Annotated in this window: 19 protein-coding genes; 9 read left to right on the top strand and 10 right to left on the bottom strand. The window is 67.7% G+C overall.

Going from position 1 to position 18,765, the window contains the following annotated elements; all coding sequences use genetic code 11:
- From ACO2RJ_RS17505 to ACO2RJ_RS17490, 4 genes are all read left to right on the top strand, one after another.
- Positions 1-367: c-type cytochrome (locus tag ACO2RJ_RS17505; RefSeq protein ID WP_423269406.1), on the top strand; the 367-nt coding region annotated here is incomplete at its 5' end.
- A gap of 229 nt (positions 368-596) precedes the next feature.
- The gene (locus tag ACO2RJ_RS17500; RefSeq protein ID WP_423269405.1) at positions 597-1,409 is read left to right on the top strand and encodes a TorF family putative porin; all 813 of its coding nucleotides are present in this window, start codon (positions 597-599) and stop codon (positions 1,407-1,409) included.
- Between the two features lie 65 nt (positions 1,410-1,474).
- A complete protein-coding gene (locus ACO2RJ_RS17495; RefSeq protein ID WP_423269404.1) occupies positions 1,475-1,780 on the top strand; it encodes a putative quinol monooxygenase in 306 nt (101 codons plus the stop codon).
- A 232-nt stretch (positions 1,781-2,012) separates the two neighbouring features.
- Positions 2,013-3,461 (top strand): LLM class flavin-dependent oxidoreductase, encoded by a 1,449-nt coding sequence (locus ACO2RJ_RS17490; protein ID WP_423269403.1) that lies wholly within the window; start codon positions 2,013-2,015, stop codon positions 3,459-3,461.
- Between the two features lie 169 nt (positions 3,462-3,630).
- Here ACO2RJ_RS17490 and ACO2RJ_RS17485 read toward each other — a convergent pair whose 3' ends face one another.
- Positions 3,631-4,524 (bottom strand): LysR family transcriptional regulator, encoded by an 894-nt coding sequence (locus tag ACO2RJ_RS17485; protein WP_423269402.1) that lies wholly within the window; start codon positions 4,522-4,524, stop codon positions 3,631-3,633.
- Positions 4,525-4,962: 438 nt separating this feature from the next.
- On the opposite strand from ACO2RJ_RS17485, the gene ACO2RJ_RS17480 reads away from it, so the two are divergent.
- From ACO2RJ_RS17480 to ACO2RJ_RS17460, 5 genes are all read left to right on the top strand, one after another.
- The gene (locus tag ACO2RJ_RS17480; protein ID WP_423269401.1) at positions 4,963-6,447 is read left to right on the top strand and encodes a sodium:solute symporter family transporter; all 1,485 of its coding nucleotides are present in this window, start codon (positions 4,963-4,965) and stop codon (positions 6,445-6,447) included.
- A gap of 63 nt (positions 6,448-6,510) precedes the next feature.
- A complete protein-coding gene (locus ACO2RJ_RS17475; RefSeq protein ID WP_423269400.1) occupies positions 6,511-6,822 on the top strand; it encodes a hypothetical protein in 312 nt (103 codons plus the stop codon).
- A gap of 37 nt (positions 6,823-6,859) precedes the next feature.
- Entirely contained in the window at positions 6,860-7,939 is a 1,080-nt protein-coding gene (locus tag ACO2RJ_RS17470; protein ID WP_423269399.1) for an LLM class flavin-dependent oxidoreductase, read from the top strand.
- A 65-nt stretch (positions 7,940-8,004) separates the two neighbouring features.
- Positions 8,005-9,345 carry an LLM class flavin-dependent oxidoreductase gene (locus tag ACO2RJ_RS17465; protein ID WP_423269398.1) on the top strand — a complete coding sequence of 447 codons (1,341 nt, stop codon included), beginning with the start codon at positions 8,005-8,007 and terminating at the stop codon, positions 9,343-9,345.
- Positions 9,346-9,444: 99 nt separating this feature from the next.
- Complete coding sequence (locus ACO2RJ_RS17460) at positions 9,445-9,828, top strand: nuclear transport factor 2 family protein (protein WP_423269397.1); 384 nt, start codon at positions 9,445-9,447, stop codon at positions 9,826-9,828.
- A 134-nt stretch (positions 9,829-9,962) separates the two neighbouring features.
- Here ACO2RJ_RS17460 and ACO2RJ_RS17455 read toward each other — a convergent pair whose 3' ends face one another.
- From ACO2RJ_RS17455 to ccoG, 9 genes are all read right to left on the bottom strand, one after another.
- Positions 9,963-10,676 carry a sulfite exporter TauE/SafE family protein gene (locus tag ACO2RJ_RS17455; protein ID WP_423269396.1) on the bottom strand — a complete coding sequence of 238 codons (714 nt, stop codon included), beginning with the start codon at positions 10,674-10,676 and terminating at the stop codon, positions 9,963-9,965.
- 7 nt (positions 10,677-10,683) lie between these two features.
- On the bottom strand, positions 10,684-11,559 hold the full coding sequence (gene ccoP / locus ACO2RJ_RS17450; RefSeq protein ID WP_423269395.1) for a cytochrome-c oxidase, cbb3-type subunit III: 876 nt from the start codon (positions 11,557-11,559) through the stop codon (positions 10,684-10,686).
- A 3-nt stretch (positions 11,560-11,562) separates the two neighbouring features.
- Complete coding sequence (locus tag ACO2RJ_RS17445) at positions 11,563-11,712, bottom strand: cbb3-type cytochrome c oxidase subunit 3 (RefSeq protein WP_423269394.1); 150 nt, start codon at positions 11,710-11,712, stop codon at positions 11,563-11,565.
- A 10-nt stretch (positions 11,713-11,722) separates the two neighbouring features.
- Complete coding sequence (ccoO, locus tag ACO2RJ_RS17440; protein WP_423269393.1) at positions 11,723-12,463, bottom strand: cytochrome-c oxidase, cbb3-type subunit II; 741 nt, start codon at positions 12,461-12,463, stop codon at positions 11,723-11,725.
- An 11-nt stretch (positions 12,464-12,474) separates the two neighbouring features.
- Positions 12,475-14,121, bottom strand: coding sequence for a cytochrome-c oxidase, cbb3-type subunit I (ccoN, locus tag ACO2RJ_RS17435; RefSeq protein WP_423269392.1), 1,647 nt, complete (start codon positions 14,119-14,121; stop codon positions 12,475-12,477).
- Positions 14,122-14,298: 177 nt separating this feature from the next.
- A complete protein-coding gene (gene ccoS / locus ACO2RJ_RS17430; protein WP_423269391.1) occupies positions 14,299-14,436 on the bottom strand; it encodes a cbb3-type cytochrome oxidase assembly protein CcoS in 138 nt (45 codons plus the stop codon).
- On the bottom strand, positions 14,433-16,748 hold the full coding sequence (locus ACO2RJ_RS17425) for a heavy metal translocating P-type ATPase (RefSeq protein WP_423269390.1): 2,316 nt from the start codon (positions 16,746-16,748) through the stop codon (positions 14,433-14,435). The genes ccoS and ACO2RJ_RS17425 overlap by 4 nt, the downstream gene beginning before the upstream one ends.
- Positions 16,745-17,263: a FixH family protein gene (locus tag ACO2RJ_RS17420; protein ID WP_423269389.1), complete on the bottom strand. Its 519-nt coding sequence runs from the start codon at positions 17,261-17,263 to the stop codon at positions 16,745-16,747. The genes ACO2RJ_RS17425 and ACO2RJ_RS17420 overlap by 4 nt, the downstream gene beginning before the upstream one ends.
- Positions 17,250-18,734, bottom strand: a complete 1,485-nt coding sequence (ccoG, locus tag ACO2RJ_RS17415) for a cytochrome c oxidase accessory protein CcoG (RefSeq protein ID WP_423269388.1) — start codon at positions 18,732-18,734, stop codon at positions 17,250-17,252. The genes ACO2RJ_RS17420 and ccoG overlap by 14 nt, the downstream gene beginning before the upstream one ends.
- Positions 18,735-18,765 lie beyond the last annotated feature (31 nt).

Genomic DNA, 18,765 nt, shown 5'->3' with positions numbered 1-18,765 from the left:
GTGCGCCGCCTGCCATGGCGAGAAGCTGCAGGGGATCGCTGCGGCGGGCGCGGCGGCGCTGGTCGGCGGCCGCGGCACGCTCGCGACGCCAAAGCCCGTGAAGACGGTCGAGAGCTACTGGCCCTACGCCACCACGCTTTACGACTATGTCTGGCGGGCGATGCCCTTCAGCGACCCCGGCTCGCTGACCCCCGACGAGGTCTACGCCGTCACCGCCTTCATCCTCGCCAAAGGCGGCGTCGTCCCCGAGACCGCGACCCTGGACGCCAAGAGCCTCCCCAAGGTCGAAATGCCGAACGCGCGAAACTTCTACGACGGACGAGGCCCGGAGCTGGAAAGCTACCGACACGCCGAGAGGCGGGAATGAGGCCGCCCGAGCGACGGCGGCGCGTCGGAGCGAGGCGAGCGAGTCCCGGTCGCCTTCCGTCGTGAACCGTTAGGTCTGGGCGCGGTTCACCGGGCCGGGACGGACGTCTGGAGCACAGAAAACACTTCCGCCGCTTCGCGCCGCGAAGGGGACAGGACCGTCGCGCGCCGCTGGCGGCGCGAACGAGACGCAAGGGTAAGTTCGGGGGAACGACGCCATGAATCGATTGATGCGAACAGGTCTGGCCGCGCTCGCCGTGGCTGCAGCGGCGGGCTCCGCCGCAGAGGCCGCCGATTTCGTCGAGCCGCCGGCGGGGAGCGTGCCGTCGCTGTCCAATATAGACGTCGCCTTCGGGCTGACGCTCGCAAGTCAGTACGTCGCGCGCGGACTTGCGCAGTCCGACGGCGATCCCGGCATTCAGGCCTACGGCGAAGCGCGGTTCTTCGACCTCCTCTATGCCGGCGCTTGGGCCGCGAGCCTCAAGCTGCCGGAGTCGAAGGGCCTCACCGATCCCGCGCTCGAAGTCGACGCCTATATCGGCATGCGGCGCAGCTGGGATCGCCTGACGCTCGATGGCGGCGTCATTTACTTCTGGTACGCGGGCGAGACCGGTCGCAACACCGACTACTGGGAGCCGTATTTCAAGCCGAGCTATCAGCTGAACGACTGGCTCACGATCGGCGCGCTGCTCAGGGCGACGAACAATTTCGTCAATCTCGGCGGAAAGGAAGCCTATCTGCTTGGAAGCGCCAAGATCAAGCTGCCGAACCTCACGACGAACAGCGATCTCGGCTTCTATCTCTCGGGCGATTTCGGCCATCGCTGGATCGGGAAGACCGACGCCGGCTTCAACTTCCCCGACTACTACGTCTGGAACGCCGGTGTGGGCGCCGCTTACAAGGCGATGACGCTCGATCTCCGCTACTGGGACACGACGCTGTCGCGCCGTGAATGCGGCCTGTTGCTCAACGACCGCGGTTGGTGCGGCGACCGCTATCTCGTCAGCCTCTCGTTCGATACGGCGCTCAGCAAGCTGAAATAGCGACGCGGGGAGAGCCGGTCCGCGCGTCCGTATCCCGGCTCCCGTCAGTTTAGGAGGAATGCCCAATGACCACAGTCGCCGGAGTGATCGAGTTCAAGGCGAAGGCCGGAAAGGGCGGAGACGTCGCCGGGCTCATCGCCGCCGCGCTGCCACATGTCGAGAACGAGCCCGGCACGCCCCTCTGGCTGGTCTTGCGGTCGAACGTCGACCCCGACGCCGTCTATCTCGTCGATCTCTTTGACGACCCGGCGGCGCGACAGGCCCATCTCGAAGGCAAGGCCGCCGCGCAGATCTTCGCGACCGTGCCGCCGCTCCTCGAAGCCGAACCGATCATTCACCCCGCCGACGTCGTCGCGTTCAAGGAAATCTGAGGGCGCCGCCGGTCCGATCGTCTCATCGACAAGCGATGTATGGACCGTTCGATACAAAAGGTTATGGTGACGGCGAAGGGCCGGGCGTCGACTGCGAAACGCCCGCCCGCCGTCCTGGCGCAACCGCATGGCCGCCCGGCGCGCCGAATTCGCACGCCGCGTCGCAATCAGAAGAAGAGCTGGCGCCTCGATCAACGTCGGCGCCGAAATCGAAACCAAGGAGGAACTCCAGATGGCCAAACGTATTCTTCTCAGCGCCTTCGACATGACATGCGTCGGCCATCAGTCGACCGGGATGTGGCGGCATCCCGAGAGCCAGGCATCGGACTACAACACCATCGAATACTGGACCAATATGGCGCGCGAACTCGAGCGCGGCCGCTTCGATTGCCTTTTCATCGCCGACGTGGTGGGCGTCTATGACGTCTATCGCGGCACCGGCGCGGCGGCCGTGAAGGACGCGGCCCAGGTCCCGGTCAACGATCCGTTCGGCGCCATCTCCGCCATGGCCGCCGTCACCAGCAACGTCTGCTTCGGCATCACCGCCGCCATCACCTTCGAGCCTCCCTATCTGTTGGCCCGCCGGCTCTCCACCATGGATCACCTGACGCGCGGGCGGATCGCCTGGAACGTGGTCTCGTCCTACCTGAACAGCGCCGCGCTCAACGTCGGCATGGACCGGCAGATCGCGCATGACGAGCGCTACGACCTCGCCGACGAGTACATGTCCGTGATGTACAAGCTGTGGGAGGGCTCCTGGGAGGACGAAGCGGTTGATCGCAATCGCGAGACCGGCGTCTTCACGGATCCGAGCAAGGTGCATCCGATTCGGCACGCCGGGAAATACTATAAGGTTCCCGGATTTCATCTCTGCGAGCCGTCGCCGCAGCGCACGCCCTTCATCTTCCAGGCGGGCGCGTCCGGCCGTGGGCGGCAGTTCGCGTCGCAGCATGCGGAAGGCATGTTCATCCTGACGACGAGCCCCGAGGCGGCGAAACCGGTCACCGAGGACATCCGCAACCTCGCGGAGAAGCAGGGCCGGTCGCGCGACTCGATCAAGATCTTCACGCTGGTGACGGTGATCACCGGCGCGAACGACGAGGCGGCGGAGCGCAAGTACCAGGAGTATCTGTCCTATTCGAGCTCCGAAGGCATGCTCGCGCTCTATGGCGGCTGGACCGGCATCGATTTCTCGCAATACGATCCCGAGCAGCCTCTCGAGGCGATGGACAACGACAGCCTCCGCACCACGCTCGAATCGCTCACCCACGGCCAGAGCCGCAAGTGGACGGTGCAGGACGTGATCAAGGACCGCACGATCGGCGGGCTCGGACCCGTGCTGGTCGGCGGACCGGAGAAGGTCGCCGACGAGCTCGAACGCTGGGTCGACATCGGCGGCGTCGACGGCTTCAACCTGGCCTATGCGGTGACGCCGGGGACCACCACCGACTTCATCAACTACGTGGTGCCGGAGCTTCGCCGCCGCGGCCGCGCGCAGTCCGAGTACGCGCCCGGCACGATGCGCGAGAAGTTCTTGGGAACCCCCACCGCGCGCGTCGAGACGACCCATCCCGCGGACCAGTTCCACGGCATGTACGCGGGCAAGGAAAGCGTGCAGGACGGAACCACGTCGTCCAACTTCGAGCAACACGAATTCGCGCGGGCGACCGCCGCGGAGTGAGCCGTCTGACCGTCGCGCACCCTGCCGGAGCGACGGTCGAGGGAGAGGGCGGCCTCATGGGCCGTCCTCTCCCTTAATGGACCGGCGACAGAATTCGCCCGGGCGCCGGTCCCAGGCGATTGCGCCGTCCATGACGACGCAGCGCTTGCCGCCCGAGCGGGTTGCTTCGTCAGAGGGAATGCTCCGCCCGTTCTGCGGCGGCTTCGTGCGCGGCCTTGGCGACAAGCGAGGCGAAGGCCTCGATGTCGCGTTCTCTCAGCGAGAACATCCAGTAGCGGAGCGAAATCTCCAGCCGCCCCACCCGCGCGAGCGCTCCCGACGACAGCGCCGCTCGCGCGGCGCGTTCGCTGACGAAGCCGGCGAACCGCCCCGCCTCCAAAGCCGACAGCACGGCCGCCGCGGAGGTGAGCCGAAGGTGCGGGTGGCCGAGGCGCGCCGGATTGATGCGGCGGGCGCTCAGCGCTTCGGAGATGATGGGCGTGAGGTCGGTCTGCTCCCAAAGGAGCGGGCCGTGATCCTGCAGCGTGTCCCAGGACAGGTCCGGCGGAAGCGACCGGGCCTTCGCCGGCGTGGCCGCGAGGATGAGCCTGTCCGGAAAGACGCCGAGATGCCGGAACTGCGGATGGCTTGGCACGATCTCCGTCACGCCGACGTCGGCGGTGCCCCGCATCACCCAGGCGGTCACGTCGTCGGCGCCGCCGCGCAACAGCTCGACCTGCGGCATCTCGGCGCCGCCGCCCATGCGCGCGACCAGCCCGGGCATCCAAAAATCATAGGCGTTCGGCGTGCAGGCGACGATGGGGTAGCGGTCCTGCGGCGAGCGGCGGCTCTCGACGCGGCGGATCGTGAGCTCGACGTCGCGCAGGATGCGTTCGGCTTCGCCCAGTAGCACCTGGCCGGCGTCGGTCACCAGCAGCCGGCGGCCCGATCGGTCGAACAGGACGACGCCATGCTTCTCCTCGAGCTTCTTGATCGAGATGCTGATCGCGGATTGCGTGAGGCCGAGCTTCTCGGCCGCCATCGTGAAGCTGCCGTAGCGGGCGGCCTCAACGAAGATCTTCATCTGCTCGAAGGTCATGACGTCATGGAGCCGAAGATCCTCGCGGGCGTCCGGAATGTCCGCGGATGGGGCCGATCAACATCCGTGCCACGGGTTGGGCTGTCGGCGAAAGCCTCGGTGCGGGTCGCGGAGGGCGCCCCGATGCGCTCATTCTGAGCAGGTCGCCGCGCTCCGATGAAGCCCGCTAATGGCCGCGCGTCCCCGGGCGCGCGCGTCCGCCGCGCCCATAAGCGCGGTTCGAAGGCCAGAACTTCCGCTTATCCTTCGTCGCCCGGGCCGCCGATTTTTGCCTATGCGCTAGGCAATCGCGGCAAAAACGAGCCCTTCGCCTCGTCGCTGAGCCGCTGGCACATGCCTTGCGCAACAGGGCTCGACTGGCGGCCGCTCGTGCGGGGCGGCCGCTCCGGGACGCCGCGGCCCCTGCGGCTCAGGAGAAACGCGATGGACAAAGCGCAGCTGGCACTCTCTCCCGGCCTGACGGCGGGGCTGGGCCTCACCCTCATGATCGGCACCGGGCTCGTGTTCCTCGCGATCGCCTACATGATCAAGACCCGCCTGGTGCGGAACACGCACGACTTCATCATCTCGAACCGACGCATCGGCCTCGGCTTCGGCGTCGGGTCGGTGATCTCCGTCTGGACGTGGGCCATGGCGGTGATGATGAGCTCCGCCATGACGTTCCAATGGGGCCTGTCCGGCCTGTTCTGGTTCGTCGTGCCGAACGGGTTCGCGGTCATGGCGGTCATCCCGCTCGCCAAGGTGCTGCGGAAGCGCATGCCGGCAGGCTACACGATCAGCCAGTTCATCTTCAGCCGGTTCGAGAAGTCCCGGCTTGCGTCCGGCGTCGTCACCGTCACGATGATCTTCGGCATCCTGCTCGAGATCCTGATCAACCTGAAGGGCACGGCCGTCGTCATGTCGACGGTGTTCCCGATCGACTGGCGGCTCGCGACGCTGCTGACGGTCGCGGTGGTGCTCGCCTATTCCTATTTCGGCGGGCTGTGGACCAGCGTCATGACCGGCACGATCAACACCTGGATGATCACCGTGCCGTCCGCCATCGTCGTCGTCGCGGTGTTCAGCATGATCGACGGCGGCGCCACGACCGTGCTGAACACGGTCGGGGCGGCGGATCCCTCGAAGCTCTCGATCCTGAACGCGGACGCCGCCGCCGGCTTCGGCATCACGCTCGCGTTCGGCCTGCTCGCCGCGACGGTCGCGGACCAGACGTTCTGGCAGAAGGTCTGGGCGATCCGGCCCAGCCAGGTCGGGCGCACCTTTCTGTGGTCCGGCGCGCTGTTCTATCCGATCCCGATCTGCCTCGGCGTTCTGGGCCTCGTCGGCCTCGGCTACGGGCTGACCGCCGAGGACGTCGGCGGCGACATCGTGGCGGTCGGGCCGTATCTCGTCTCCCACATGGGCCTGCCGCTTGTCCTGGTCATCGCCTATGTGCTGGCGATCCTGGCGGCCTGCTACTCGACCATCGATGGCGCAAGCTCCGCCCTGTCGTCGATCGTCGCCGTCGACATCGTCAAGCGCTACGCCCCGACGACGTCGGAGAGCCGGCTGTTCTACATCACCAAGCTCTCGATGCTGGTGGGCGGCGTGGTCGCGGCGGTGATCGTGCTCTCGGGCGCCGACTTCACCTCGCTGGTGCTCACGACCTACGCGCTCAAGACGTCGGTTCTGATGCCGCTCGTTCTCGCGATCCTGTGGCCGCGCACTACGACGCTCGGCTTCGTGGGCGGGATCGTGCTCTCGATCCTGATCGGAATGACGCTGCGCGGGATCTACGGAGAACTCGTCGGCACGCTCTCGATCGTGGCGATCAGCGCCGCGGTCGTGGTCATCGCCGGCCTGCTGTCGAAACGCGCCTTCGATATGGGCGACCTCGGCGTGAAGCAGGCGATCAACCTCGAAAGCTGAAGCCTGGCCTAGCCGGCGCGCGCCTCGCGCGCCGGCCTTTCCCGAAACCCGCCGGAGCCCATCATGAGCCCTCTCGTCCTTGTCTTCGTCCTGCTGGGCGCTCTCGCGACCGCCCTCTTCGTCGCAGGCTATGTCCGCGGCGCGCGGATAGCCCTTGCGAGCTATGACGACGCGACCGTCGAAGTCGACGACTCCGGCGACATCAAGACCTACTGGTGGCCGATCGCCCTCGCCGTCGTCGCCGCCACCGCGATCGTCGCTCTCGCCGGCGTCCACCCGCTTTTCATCTATGCCGGACCCTTGCTCGCGATCGTTACGGCGGCCGCGAACGGGGCCGCCTTCTTCCTCGACGACGATCCCCGGAGCGCGACGTGACCTCCGCCGGTCCCGGCGCCCGGAGGGTCGCCGCATCATGAAGTTCGGAATCTGGCTTCCGGTCTATGGCGGCTGGCTGCGCACGGTCGACCAGCCGACCGCGCCGGACGTCGCCTCCTGCCTCGCGATCGCCCAGCAGGCCGAGGCGCTCGGCTTCGACTTCCTCTATGCGTCGGAGAACCTGCTCAACTGCATTCACGGCCCGTCGGAGGGCGTCGCGGACGCCTGGAGCCTGCTCGGGGCGATCGCCGCGACGACCAACCGGATCGGGCTGTGCGGCGCGGTGAAGCCCGGCTTCCGGTCGCCGTTCCTGGTCGCCCGGATGCTCGACACGCTGTCGAAGGTCGCCGAGCGGCCGTTGGCGCTGAACATTGTGTGCGGATGGTGGAAGGAGGAGTTCGAGCTCTCCGGCGTGGACTGGCTCGATCATCAAGGCCGCTACGACCGGGCCGGCGCGTTTCTGCGCGATCTCCATGGGCTGTTCCAGCCGGCCCAGCGTCTTGCGTCGGAGGTCGGAGACAAGGACGCGGCGCCCGCTTTCCCGACGGCCGCGACGTCGGGGGCGGCGCCGAGCTACGGGCTCGACGAGGCCTCGATTCCCGAAGTCTGGATCGCCGGGCATTCGGACCGCGCGATGCGCATGGCCGCCGAGTGGGGACATTGCCTCTTCCTCAACGGCATGGCCGACGAGGAGCTCCGCAGACATGTCGAAGCGGCGCGCCAGGAGGCCAACCGCTGGGGCCGGACGATCGAGATCGCCGTCAACGCCTATGTCGTGGCGACCGAGACGAGCTCGCAGGCGAAGGAGCGCTGGCGCGCGGTGATGGCGCGTCGAAACACCGAGACCATCGGGTTCTTCCGCGAGGTCATGAGCCAATCCGGCGCGGCCGCCTGGGCCGCGCTCGACGAGGAGCAGATGGTGGATTCCAACGCCGGCTTCGAACTCGGGCTGATCGGCAGCTTCGAAAGCGTGCGCGCCCGCATTCCCGTGCTGGAGGCGATCGGGGTGGACCGCATCGTCTGCCAGTTCGACGACCCGATGCGCGACGCCGGCCCGTTCGCCAAGCGCGTCATTCGCCCGTTGCAACAGAGTGTCGGCGCGGTGGGGGCGGCCTGAGCCGCCGCCGCGACCCTGTCGATCCCTTTCCGCGTCGCGCGCCACTTGCGCGCAAGGAGCACCTCATGTCGCTGTCTTCGAAGAAGAAAGCCCACCTGCTCGGTTTCATCCAGCACGGCGTCAACAGCCACGCCACCGGCATGTGGCGGAACGCGAAGGACAAGATCAATTACGACTTCGCCCGGCCGAGATACTGGCGGCATATGGCGCAGACCATGGAGCGCGGCTTCTTCGACGCGATGTTCATCGCGGACGAGCTCGCGCCGTACAACACCTTCGAAAACAGCTCCGACGCGACCGTCCGCTACGCCGTCCAGTGCCCGACCCACGAGCCCTCAACCATCGTGCCGATCATCACCGGCGCGACCGAGCATCTCGGCGTCGGAGTGACCCTCTCGACGATGTTCGTCCACCCTTATGCGATGAGCCGCATACTCTCGAGCCTTGACCATCTCTCGGAAGGCCGCGTCGCCTGGAACGTCGTCAGCTCCTATTCGAAGAGCGAATGGGAGGCCTACGGCCATGTCGACATGACGCCCCGCGGCGAGCGCTACGAGAAGATGGAGGAGTATCTCGACGTCTGCTACCAGCTCTGGGATTCGTGGGAGCCGGACGCGATCGTCGCCGACAAGGCGACGGGGATCTATGCGGACCCCGACAAGGTCAGGGTGATCGACCACGACGGCAAGTACTTCAAATGCCGGGGCCGGCACTTCTGCGCGCCGTCGCCCCAGGGCCGGCCGGTGATCTGGCAGGCCGGGTCCTCCGAACGCGGGCGGGATTTCGCGGCCAAGCACGCGGAGGCGATCTTCGCCGTCCATCCGGGCGTGGACCGCATGAAGCAATATGCGAGCGATCTCGACGAGCGTCTGGAGAGCAAGTTCGACCGCCGCGCCGGAAGCGTGAAATACATCTACGGTCTTCAGACGGTGGTCGCCGAGACGCGTTCGGAGGCCGAAGAAAAATACGAGCGCATCAAGGCCTGCATCCCGCTCGAGGGCGCCATCGCCTGGATGTCGGGCCATTTCGGTCTCGACTTCTCGAAGATGAAGCTCGACGAGAACGTCAAGAACCTCGAGGTGCCCGGCATCCAGGGCCTGTTCGAGTCGATCATCTACGCCAAGGACCCGGAGGGTAAGGTGCCCGTCTCCGTCAAGGAGGCCGCGCTGATCTACGCGCAGGGCATGGGCATGCCGGTCGCGGTCGGCACCGCCGCCGACATCGCCGATCAGATGGAGACCTACATGGACGAAGGCGGCGCCGACGGCTTCATGCTCGCCGCCACCTACACGCCGGGCTGCTTCGAGGAGTTCGTGGATCTCGTGGTGCCCGAGCTTCAGCGTCGCGGACGGCTGAGGACGCGCTACGAGGGGACGACCTTGCGCGACAACCTGCTCTCAAGCTGAGGGAGTCCGCAGCGTCCGGCTGACTGGACGAATCAGGCGTCACGTTCTGAGACTTTGAAGGGGCGCCTTGGGCGCTCCTTCTCATATCAGGATGACGGCATGAGCGACCCCGAGCAGAACAAGGCGAACGTGATCGCCTTCTACGAACTCATGTTCAACGACTGCCGTCCGCGCGAGGCGATCGAGCGCTACGCCGGCGCCGAGTACATCCAGCACAACCCGCATGTCGCGACGGGCAAGGACGGCTTCATCGCCTATTTCGAACGCATGGCCCGTGAGTGGCCAGGAAAGCGGGTCGAGGTGAAGCGGGCGGTCGCCGAAGGCGATCTGGTGGCGCTGCATTGTCTTCAGCGCTGGCCGGGCGACCATGACTATGCGGCCATGGATATTTTCCGGCTCGACGGCGACGGCAAGATCGTCGAGCACTGGGACGTGCTGCAGGTTCTGCCCGATGCTTCCGCCAATCCGAACGGGATGTTCTAAGCAGCGGGCGGTCGCCATTCATCGTGTCGACACGGCTAGACTTGAATAGGCGGGTTGCGCGCGTTGAACGGCGCCACGGTTGCAGCCCGCCATTCGCGGGAGGCGCGGGCGGCGCGCTCGACCTCGTCGCTGGTCTAGAAGGACGTAAGGCACAGGACGGAGGCCCCGAGCCCGGGTGCGGCGGCGCTCGCGACGGCGAGCCCGACAAGGGCCAGTCCGACCGAGACGCGCGCGGCCGGCCGCCGGGCGAAGCCCCGCAGGCGGGCGACGCCGATCGCGGACGCGACGACTGCCGGCATCGTCCCGAGCGCGAAGCCGGCCATGACCTGAACGCCGCCGAGCGCCGACCCTGTGAGGCTGGCGTAGACGACCGCCGCGAGCGCCATGGCGCAGGGCGTGCAGCTCCAGGCGAGCCCGCCTACGAACGGCGTCCAAAGCGCCGTTTGCGGCGAGCGCGAGGCGAGGCGCCGCAGCGGCGCCGTCACGCGCGTCGCGACGCCGTCCAGGACGCGCAGCGGCGGAACGAGCCCGAGAGTGGCGATGCCGATCCAGGCCAATGTCGCCGCCGAGGCCCAGCGCAGGACGATGAGGCCGCCGACATGATCGAGCGCCGCGACGACCGACGCCCCAACCATCGCGGCGGCGCCGCCCGCGAGCATATAGCCCGCCGCCCTGCCGCTCTGCGTCAGCACGATGGCGCGCCGCCGCGCCGCGCTCGAGTCCGACGTCGCGAAAGCGAACATCATCGCCGAGGCGACGCCGCCGCACATCGAAGCGCAATGCAGGCTGCTGGCCAGTCCCATCATGACCCCGCCGGCGAGGGTCAATGCGGCGGCGTCCGCAATCATGTCGACCCTACTGCGCTCCTCCGAGCGACCGCACATAGACCGCAAGCGACCGCAACGTCGCTTCGTCGAGCTTGCCGTCCCAGGCGGGCATCACGCCGGCGCGCCCGTTGGTCAGCGTCTCGACGATCGTCTTCTGATCGCCGCCGTAGAGCCAGATCGCGTCGTTGAGGCGCGGCGCGCCGATCTCGCGCTTCCCCTCGCCCCCGGCGCCGTGACACGAGGCGCACTGGGTCGCGAAGAGCCGGCCGCCCGCCTCGAGATCCGCCGACGGATCCGGCGCGAGCCTGGACAGGGTTCGCGAGAAGGCCGCGACGTTCACGATCTCGTCGCGCTTCAGCAGGCCGTCCCTCCCGAAAGCCGGCATCGCCACGGCGCCCAGCGTGTCCGGCGACGAGGATCGAACCCCGACGCGGATGGTTTGGAGAATCTGGTCGATCGAGACGCCGTGCAGCCAGTCGTCATCCTGCAGGTTCGGAAAGCCCTTGGCGCCGCCGCCGCCCGCGCCGTGGCAGGCCGCGCAATTGTCGCCAAACGCGGCCTTGCCGTTCGCCAGCGCGAATTCGAGCAGCGCCGCGTTTCCGGAAATCTGGTCCGGACGCACGCTGAGCAACGGCGCGCCGTGCGCGGCGCGTGCGACAAGCGCGGCGTCCCGGTCGGCGAGGGCCGCCTCCCGCTGCGAATAGCCCAGCCAGCCCTTTGTGTAAGTCGAGGCCAGCGGCCAAGCCGGCATCACGAGCCAGTAGATCGCAGCCCACAGGATCGACGCGTAGAACACGTAGAGCCACCATTTCGGCAGCGGATTGTTGAGCTCCCTTATGCCGTCCCATTCATGGCCCGTCGTGTCCACGCCCGAGGCCGGGTCGCGCGTGTCTGGCGCGCTCATCGTTCAGTCCTCCCTGAGGGGCGTGCGCGCCGCGGCGTCGAAGCGCGCCCGGTTGCGCGGCCGCAGCGCATAACCCAGCACCGCGACGAACAGAGCGACGAACAGCAGCAACCCGCCGGTCTGGGCGATGTGAGACATCGTTTCGTAAGTCATCGGCTCGATCTCAGCGGAGGTTTGCTTTGTCGTCGTATTGCTTGAAGTCGACGAGAGCGCCGAGCATCTGCAGGTAGGCGATCAGCGCGTCCATTTCGGTGAGGCGCTTCGGATCGCCGTCGAAATCGCGGACGAGGGCCGTCGGATAGCGCTTGCGAAACGCGGCGCCGTCGGCGGAGTCCGGATCAGCCTGCGCGTAGAGATCCCGACGCGCGCCGAAGATCTGGTCGTCGTCATAAGGCGTGCCGACCGCGCGGTTGGCCTTCAGCTGGTCCGTGATGCGCTCGTGACCGAGCGCGCGCTCCGCGAGAAACGGATAACCCGGCATGATCGAGGTCGGCACGACCGATCGCGGATCGACCAGATGGGCCTTGTGCCACTCGTCGGAATATTTGCCGCCCACGCGAGCCAGATCCGGCCCCGTGCGCTTCGACCCCCACTGAAACGGATGGTCGTATTGGGACTCCGCCGCGAGCGAGAAATGCCCGTAGCGTTCGACCTCGTCGCGTATCGGCCGGATCATCTGGCTGTGGCAGAGATAGCAACCCTCGCGGACATAGATGTCGCGCCCGGCGAGTTCGAGCGGCGAGTAGGGACGCACGCCCTGGACGGTCTCGATGGTGCTCTTGATGTAGAAGAGCGGCGCGATCTCCACGAGGCCGCCGATCGCGACCACGACGAGGATTCCGACGAGGAGGAGCAGCGAATGCTTCTCGAAGATCTTGTGCTTGTCCCAGACGGCGGCGGCCATGGCGGCGGTCCTCACTCGGCCGGCGCGAGAGCGAGCGGCGCGAAGCCCTGCTCGACCTCGCGCGGACGGATCGTTCGAAAGAGATTGAAAGCCATCAGCAGGGCGCCGATCAGGAAGAGGATCCCGCCGAGCGCGCGGATGACGTAGTAGGGGTGCATCGCCTCCACGGTCTCCACGAAGGAGTATTCGAGGAAGCCGAAGGCGGTGTAGGCCCGCCACATCAGGCCCTGCATGATGCCGGCCACCCACATCGCCGAGATGTAGAAGACGATCCCGATCGTCGAGATCCAGAAGTGCCAGTCGACCAGCTTCAGCGAGTAGAGCGGCCGCTTCCAGAGCCAGGGAACGAGACAGTAGAGCGCCCCGAAGGAGATGTAGGCGACCCAGCCCAACGCCCCGGAATGCACGTGGCCGATGGTCCAGTCGGTGTAATGGGAGAGGGAGTTGACCTCCTTGATGGACATCAGCGGCCCCTCGAAGGTCGCCATGCCGTAGAAGGCCACCGACACCACCATCATCCGCAGCACCGGGTCCGTCCTGAGCTTGTCCCAGGCGCCGGACAGCGTCATCAACCCGTTGATCATGCCGCCCCACGAGGGCATCCAGAGCATGATCGAGAACGTCATTCCGAGCGTCGACGCCCACTCCGGCAGCGCCGTGTAGTGCAGGTGATGCGGTCCGGCCCAGATGTAGAGAAAGATCAGCGACCAGAAGTGCACGATCGACAACCGGTAGGAATACACCGGCCGCTCGGCGCGTTTGGGAATGAAGTAGTACATGATCGCGAGGAAGCCGGCGGTCAGGAAGAAGCCGACGGCGTTATGTCCATACCACCACTGCACCATGGCGTCCTGGACGCCCGACCACACGATGTAGGACTTCGATCCGAAGATGGTCGCCGGCACGGCCAGGTTGTTGATGACGTGCAGCATCGCGATGGTGACGATGAACGCCAGGTAGAACCAGTTCGCGACGTAGATGTGCGGCTCCTTGCGCTTCCAGAGCGTGCCGAGGAACAGCGCGAGATAGGTGACCCACACGATCGTCAGCCAGAGGTCCGCGTACCATTCGGGCTCGGCGTACTCCTTGCTCTGGGTGACGCCCATCAGATAGCCGGTGCCGGCGACCACGATGAAGAGGTTGTAGCCGACCATCACGAACCAGGGCGCGACGACGCCCGGCATCCGCGCCCGGCAGGTCCGCTGCACGACGTAGAAGGACGTCGCGATCAGGACGTTGCCGCCGAAAGCGAAGATCACCGCCGAGGTGTGCAATGGGCGCAGCCGCCCGAAGCTCAGGAAGTCGAGGTCGAAGTTGAGCTGCGGGAACGAAAGCTGGAGAGCGATCCAGCATCCGACCGTGAAACCGGCGACGCCCCAGAACATGGCGGCGATCGCGCCGAATTTGACGGGACCGAAATTGTAGTTGGGCTTGCCGTCGATCTCTTCGGGGGCCGGCGTCGCGCGCGCCACGCTCGACCGATACAGCAGAGCGAGACTCCCCGCGGCGGCGAGGGCCCCGATCGTCATATGAAAGCCGAACGGGGCGTCGACGGCCTGAGCGGCCAGGAAGAAGCACGCCAACGCCGCGACCGCGAAAAAGGCGCCGAAGCCGGCTTCCTCGCCCGTGAAGCTTGGCGCTACGCGATCTGCGCTCATAAGGGTCCCCGAAACGGCGCTTCGATCCGGCCGCGCCTGATCGGCGTCGACCTCTGACAATCTTGCTTTCGGCGAATTCGGCCCGGCGAACCTTGATTCAAATCAACGAACGTGCGGCCGCGCCGACGGCGGAACGGCCTGTGCGAGATCGCGCTCTGCGGCGCAGGGCGTCCCCTCTCAGTCGTCGTCGAGAATGCGCCAGCGGGCGCCTTCGAGATCGTCGAACTGCCCGCTCCTCAGCGACCAGAGAAACGCGGCGAGGCCCAGCATGCCGAGACTGACGGCGGCTGGCACCAGATAGATCAACACGGTCATGGCAGGGCCCGCGCGATCGCGCGTCCAGCCCTGGCTGCAGGGCCAGGCGCCGGCGCGCCCGCCCATCGCAGGCGCAATGCGTTCGCGGTCACCACGAGCGAGGACGCCGACATCGCCAACGCAGCGATGAGCGGGCTCGCATGGCCGGCGACGGCGATCGGCACGGCGGCGACGTTGTAGACGATCGCGAAGGCGAGGTTCTCGATCATCGCTCGGCGCGCGCGCCGGGCCACGGCGAGAACCTCGGGAATGGCCCTCAGCCGTCCCTCGATCAGGACGGCGTCGGCTGCGATCTGGACGACGTCGACGCCCGAGGCCGGCGCGAGCGAGGCGTGAGCCGTGGCGACCGCCGGGGCGTCGTTCACGCCGTCGCCCACCATGAGAGGTCGCCGACCCGCCGCTTTCAGCTGCTCCAGGCGCGCGATCTTGTCCGCCGGCGTCTGACGCGCGCGCCAGTTTTCGACGCCGAGTTCGGCGGCGACGCTCGCCACGGCGTCCGGCCGATCGCCCGACAGGATTTCGATCGCAAAGCCGGCGTCCCTGAGAGCTGCGACCGCGTCGCGGGCGTCCGGTCGGAGCCGCTGTTCGACCGCGATCAGCGCCGGCTCGCCCTCGTCCTCCCGGTAAGCGATGAAAGACGCGCGGGGGCGGCGCGCTTCGGCGGCCGTGAGGTCGGCCGCGGCCACCCCGCAGAACGCCGGGCTCCCCAGCCGAGCGCGATGGCCGTCCAGCACGCCCTCGACGCCGTGGCCCGGCAGCTCGGCGACGTCCGTCGGCGCTTCAGCCGCCGTCGCGCCGATCGCGCCGATTGACCCGCTCGCGCCGGCGAGCGCCTGCGCCAGCGGGTGCCGGCTTCGCGTCGCAAGCCGCGCTGCGCGCCGGGCAAGGGCCGGATCGATCGCGGCGAGGTCGGCGCTCCGCCGCTCGGGCTCGGTCAGGGTGCCGGTCTTGTCGAACACCACCATGTCCACGGTGGCGAAACGCTCGATCGCGTCGCCGGCGTTCAGGAGCACGCCGCCCCGGAACAGGCGGCCGGCGGCCACGACCTGAACCGCAGGGATGGCGAGGGCCAGCGCGCAGGGACATGTGATGATGAGAACGGCTATGGCGTTGACGAGCGCGGTCCGCCAATCAGCCCCGACGGCGAGCCACCCGATTAACGTCGAGAGCGCTCCGAGATGGACGACGGGCGTGTAGAAGCGCGCCACACGGTCGGCGAGACGGCGGGTTTTCGATCGCGCGTCGCCCGCGGCGCGCAGGAGCCGCTCGACCTCGTCGAGGAAGCTGCCGCTCGCTGGTCTCGACGCGCGCAACTCGACGGCGCCCGAGCCGTTGCAGGCGCCGGCGCAGATCTCGGCGCCGACCGTGGCCGCGACCGGCGTCGTTTCCCCGGTCATGATCGACAGGTCGAATTCGCTTGCGCCGCGCACGACGACGCCGTCGACCGGCGCGCGCTCGCCGGGCCTCACCAGCACGAGGTCGCCGGGGGCGATGCTGGAGGCCGGCGTCTCCACCAGTTCCCCTGTCGGCTCGACCCGGATCGCTATGTCCGCGCGGAGGGCCGCGAGCGTCTCGGCCTCAAGAGCGGTGCGGCGACGCATCAGCTCGTCGAGGACGCGGCCGCAGAGCAGGAAGAACAGCAGCATCAGCGCGCTGTCGAAATAGGCCTCGTCCTGATGGGTCAGCGTGTTGACGAAGGAATAGGCCGTCGCGAGCGTGACGCCGACCGAGATCGGCAGATCCATGGTGACGCCGCCGCGGCGAACCGCGCGCCATGCGCTGGCGAAGAAGGGGCGGCCCGCCACCGCGATGCAGGGAAGCGCGATCAGCGCGGACACCGCATGGAAGAAGTCGCGGGTCTCGGGCGTGATGTCCGTCGCGTTTCCGGACCAGACCGCGACCGACAGCATCATCACGTTCATCGCGCCGAAGCCCGCCGTTGCGAGCGAAGTCAGCAGCCGGCGCATGTCGACCGACGCCGCGCCGCGCGCGAGCGCCGGATCGAATGGCCGCGCCGGATGTCCGATCGAGTCGAGGGCCGCCATGAGGCCCTCGAGATCCGCGTCGTCGCGCTCGAGCGCGACCGTGAGACGCCGCGTCGTCAGGTTGAGGCGGGGCGAGGCGACCCCGGAAATGCGCGCCGCGGCGCGTTCCACGTCGCCCATGCAGGCGGCGCAGTCGACATTGTCGATCGCGAGCTCCAGCCGACGTCGTCCGTCGGCCGCTTGGGTCGTCCAGGCGAGCCAGTCCCGCTTCGGCCGGCCGACGGGATCCAGGCGGGCGCGCGGGAGCGCGGCGGCGGCCGACGTCACGGCTCGATCACGAGCTTGTTGCGGCTCGTGAACACGACGTCGCCGTCGCGCCGCGCTACGAGCTCCAGCGTCCATCCGCCAGGACTGAGCGCGGCGACGGCCCCGGCGTACCGCCCCGGCTCGTCTTCGACCAACGCTGTCGACCGGTCGAGAAATTCGTCGCTCGGATGCTCGAGCCGAGCCTTGATGACGAGGCCGGTCTGCGGCGCCCCGTCACGATCGCGGAAAACCGCCCAGGCTCTGGCCCGCGCGGAGGAATCAAGACGACGGTCGACATGGACGTCCACCGTCCAGCCGCGCGCGCGCTGCTCCGCCGCTTCGCGCAGGGCGGCGGGCATGATCTTGCCCGCGGCGTACGAACTTTTCACCTGGACGCCGTTGAAACTCTGCACTGCGAGGTAGGCCATTCCGAAATTGACGCCGAGGACCACCGCGAACGCGCCGAGGAGCCAGACGAGGAAGGCGCGGCCGGTGAACGGGCGACCCTGGGCGCCCGTCGCGTCAGTCGTTGTCATGTCGCGCGCCCCGGTTCGCGTCGCCCGCGGGCGACCTGAAGAAATCGCTTGTCGCGGCGCTGTCGTCCGTCCCGCGTTCGACGACGCGGAAGAGGATCGGCGTCGCCGCGGCCGCGGGGCCGGGCGCGGGCGCGGCCACGACGACGCGAAGTTCGCGCGTGGTGTCCGGTCCGACCTCGATCGTCGGCAGGCCGTCGGCGCCGCTCGCCGCGCCCACGGCCTCGACGGTCGCGCCGGGAATTCCTTCCACCTGCAAGGAGAAGCTGCGCGGCATCGTGCGCTTGTTGAGAATTCGCACGACATAGCCGTTGCGTACCCCGCCGTCCGACAGCCGGACGAAGAGGGGGTTGCGGTCGTGGATGACCTCGAGACCCGTGAATGCGCGCGTGCTGAGCGCGTAAACCATCACGCCGCCCACCAGGGCGATCACGAACGCATAGAGGATCGTCCGGGGCCGAACGATCTTCAGGACCGGGGCGAGACCTTTCGAGCGCCGCCCTATGTTTGCTTCGGTGTCGTAGCCGATGAGGCCCGGACGCCGTCCGATCTTGCCCATGACCGTGTCGCAAGCGTCGATGCACAGGCCGCATTGGATGCAGCCCAGCTGGGAGCCTGCGCGAATGTCGACCCCGGTGGGGCAGACGTTCACGCATTGCAGGCAATCGACGCAGTCGCCGGCCGGCAGCCCCTCGTCCCGGGCGGTCGCTGCGCGCTTGAGCGACATGCGCGGCTCGCCGCGATCGAAGGCGTAGGCGACGTTCAGCGCGTGCTTGTCGGTGAGCGCCGCCTGAATGCGGGGCCACGGGCACATGTAGAGACAGACCTGCTCGCGCATGTGGCCGGCGAGGGTATAGGTCGTGAAGGTCAGGATGCCGATCCAGGCGTAGGCCGACAGCGGCGCGGCGCCGACGGCGAGCTCGCGGACCAACGTGGGCGCGTCGGCGAAGTAGAGCACCCACGCGCCGCCCGTCCACCAGGCGATGAGCAGCCAGGCCGCATGCTTCGCGGCTTTCCGCGCGACCTTGTCGATGGTCCAGGGCGCCCCGTCGAGAGCCATCCGAGCGCGACGGTCGCCTTCGATCCGGCGCTCGACGGCGAGAAACAGGTCGGACCACACGGTCTGCGGGCAGAGATAGCCGCACCACAAACGCCCGGCGACGGCGTTCATCAGAAACAGCGTCATCGCCGCGAGCACGAGGAGGCCGGTCAGGTAGTAGACCTCCTGGGGCCAGATCTCGATGGCGAAGAAATAGGCGCGCTGGTTGGCGAGGTCGATCAGGACGGCCTGTCCCGGCGCGTTCGGCCCTCGGTCCCAGCGGACGAACGGCAGCGCGTAATAGATCCCGAGAGTCAGGAGCAGCAACGCCCATTTGATCGAGCGGAACCGGCCGGAAACGGCCTGCGGATAGATCTTCCTGGCGGAGACGTAGAGGCTGATCTCGTCCGCTCGCGCCTGCAGACCGGTTTCCATGATCAGTCTCTATCGGATCGACGCCCGGGGG

This window comes from Hansschlegelia sp. KR7-227, assembly GCF_049446035.1.
Classification (GTDB): domain Bacteria; phylum Pseudomonadota; class Alphaproteobacteria; order Rhizobiales; family Methylopilaceae; genus Methylopila.
Note: the sequence above shows the minus strand (reverse complement) of the source record. Positions and strands in the feature narration are given on the sequence as shown.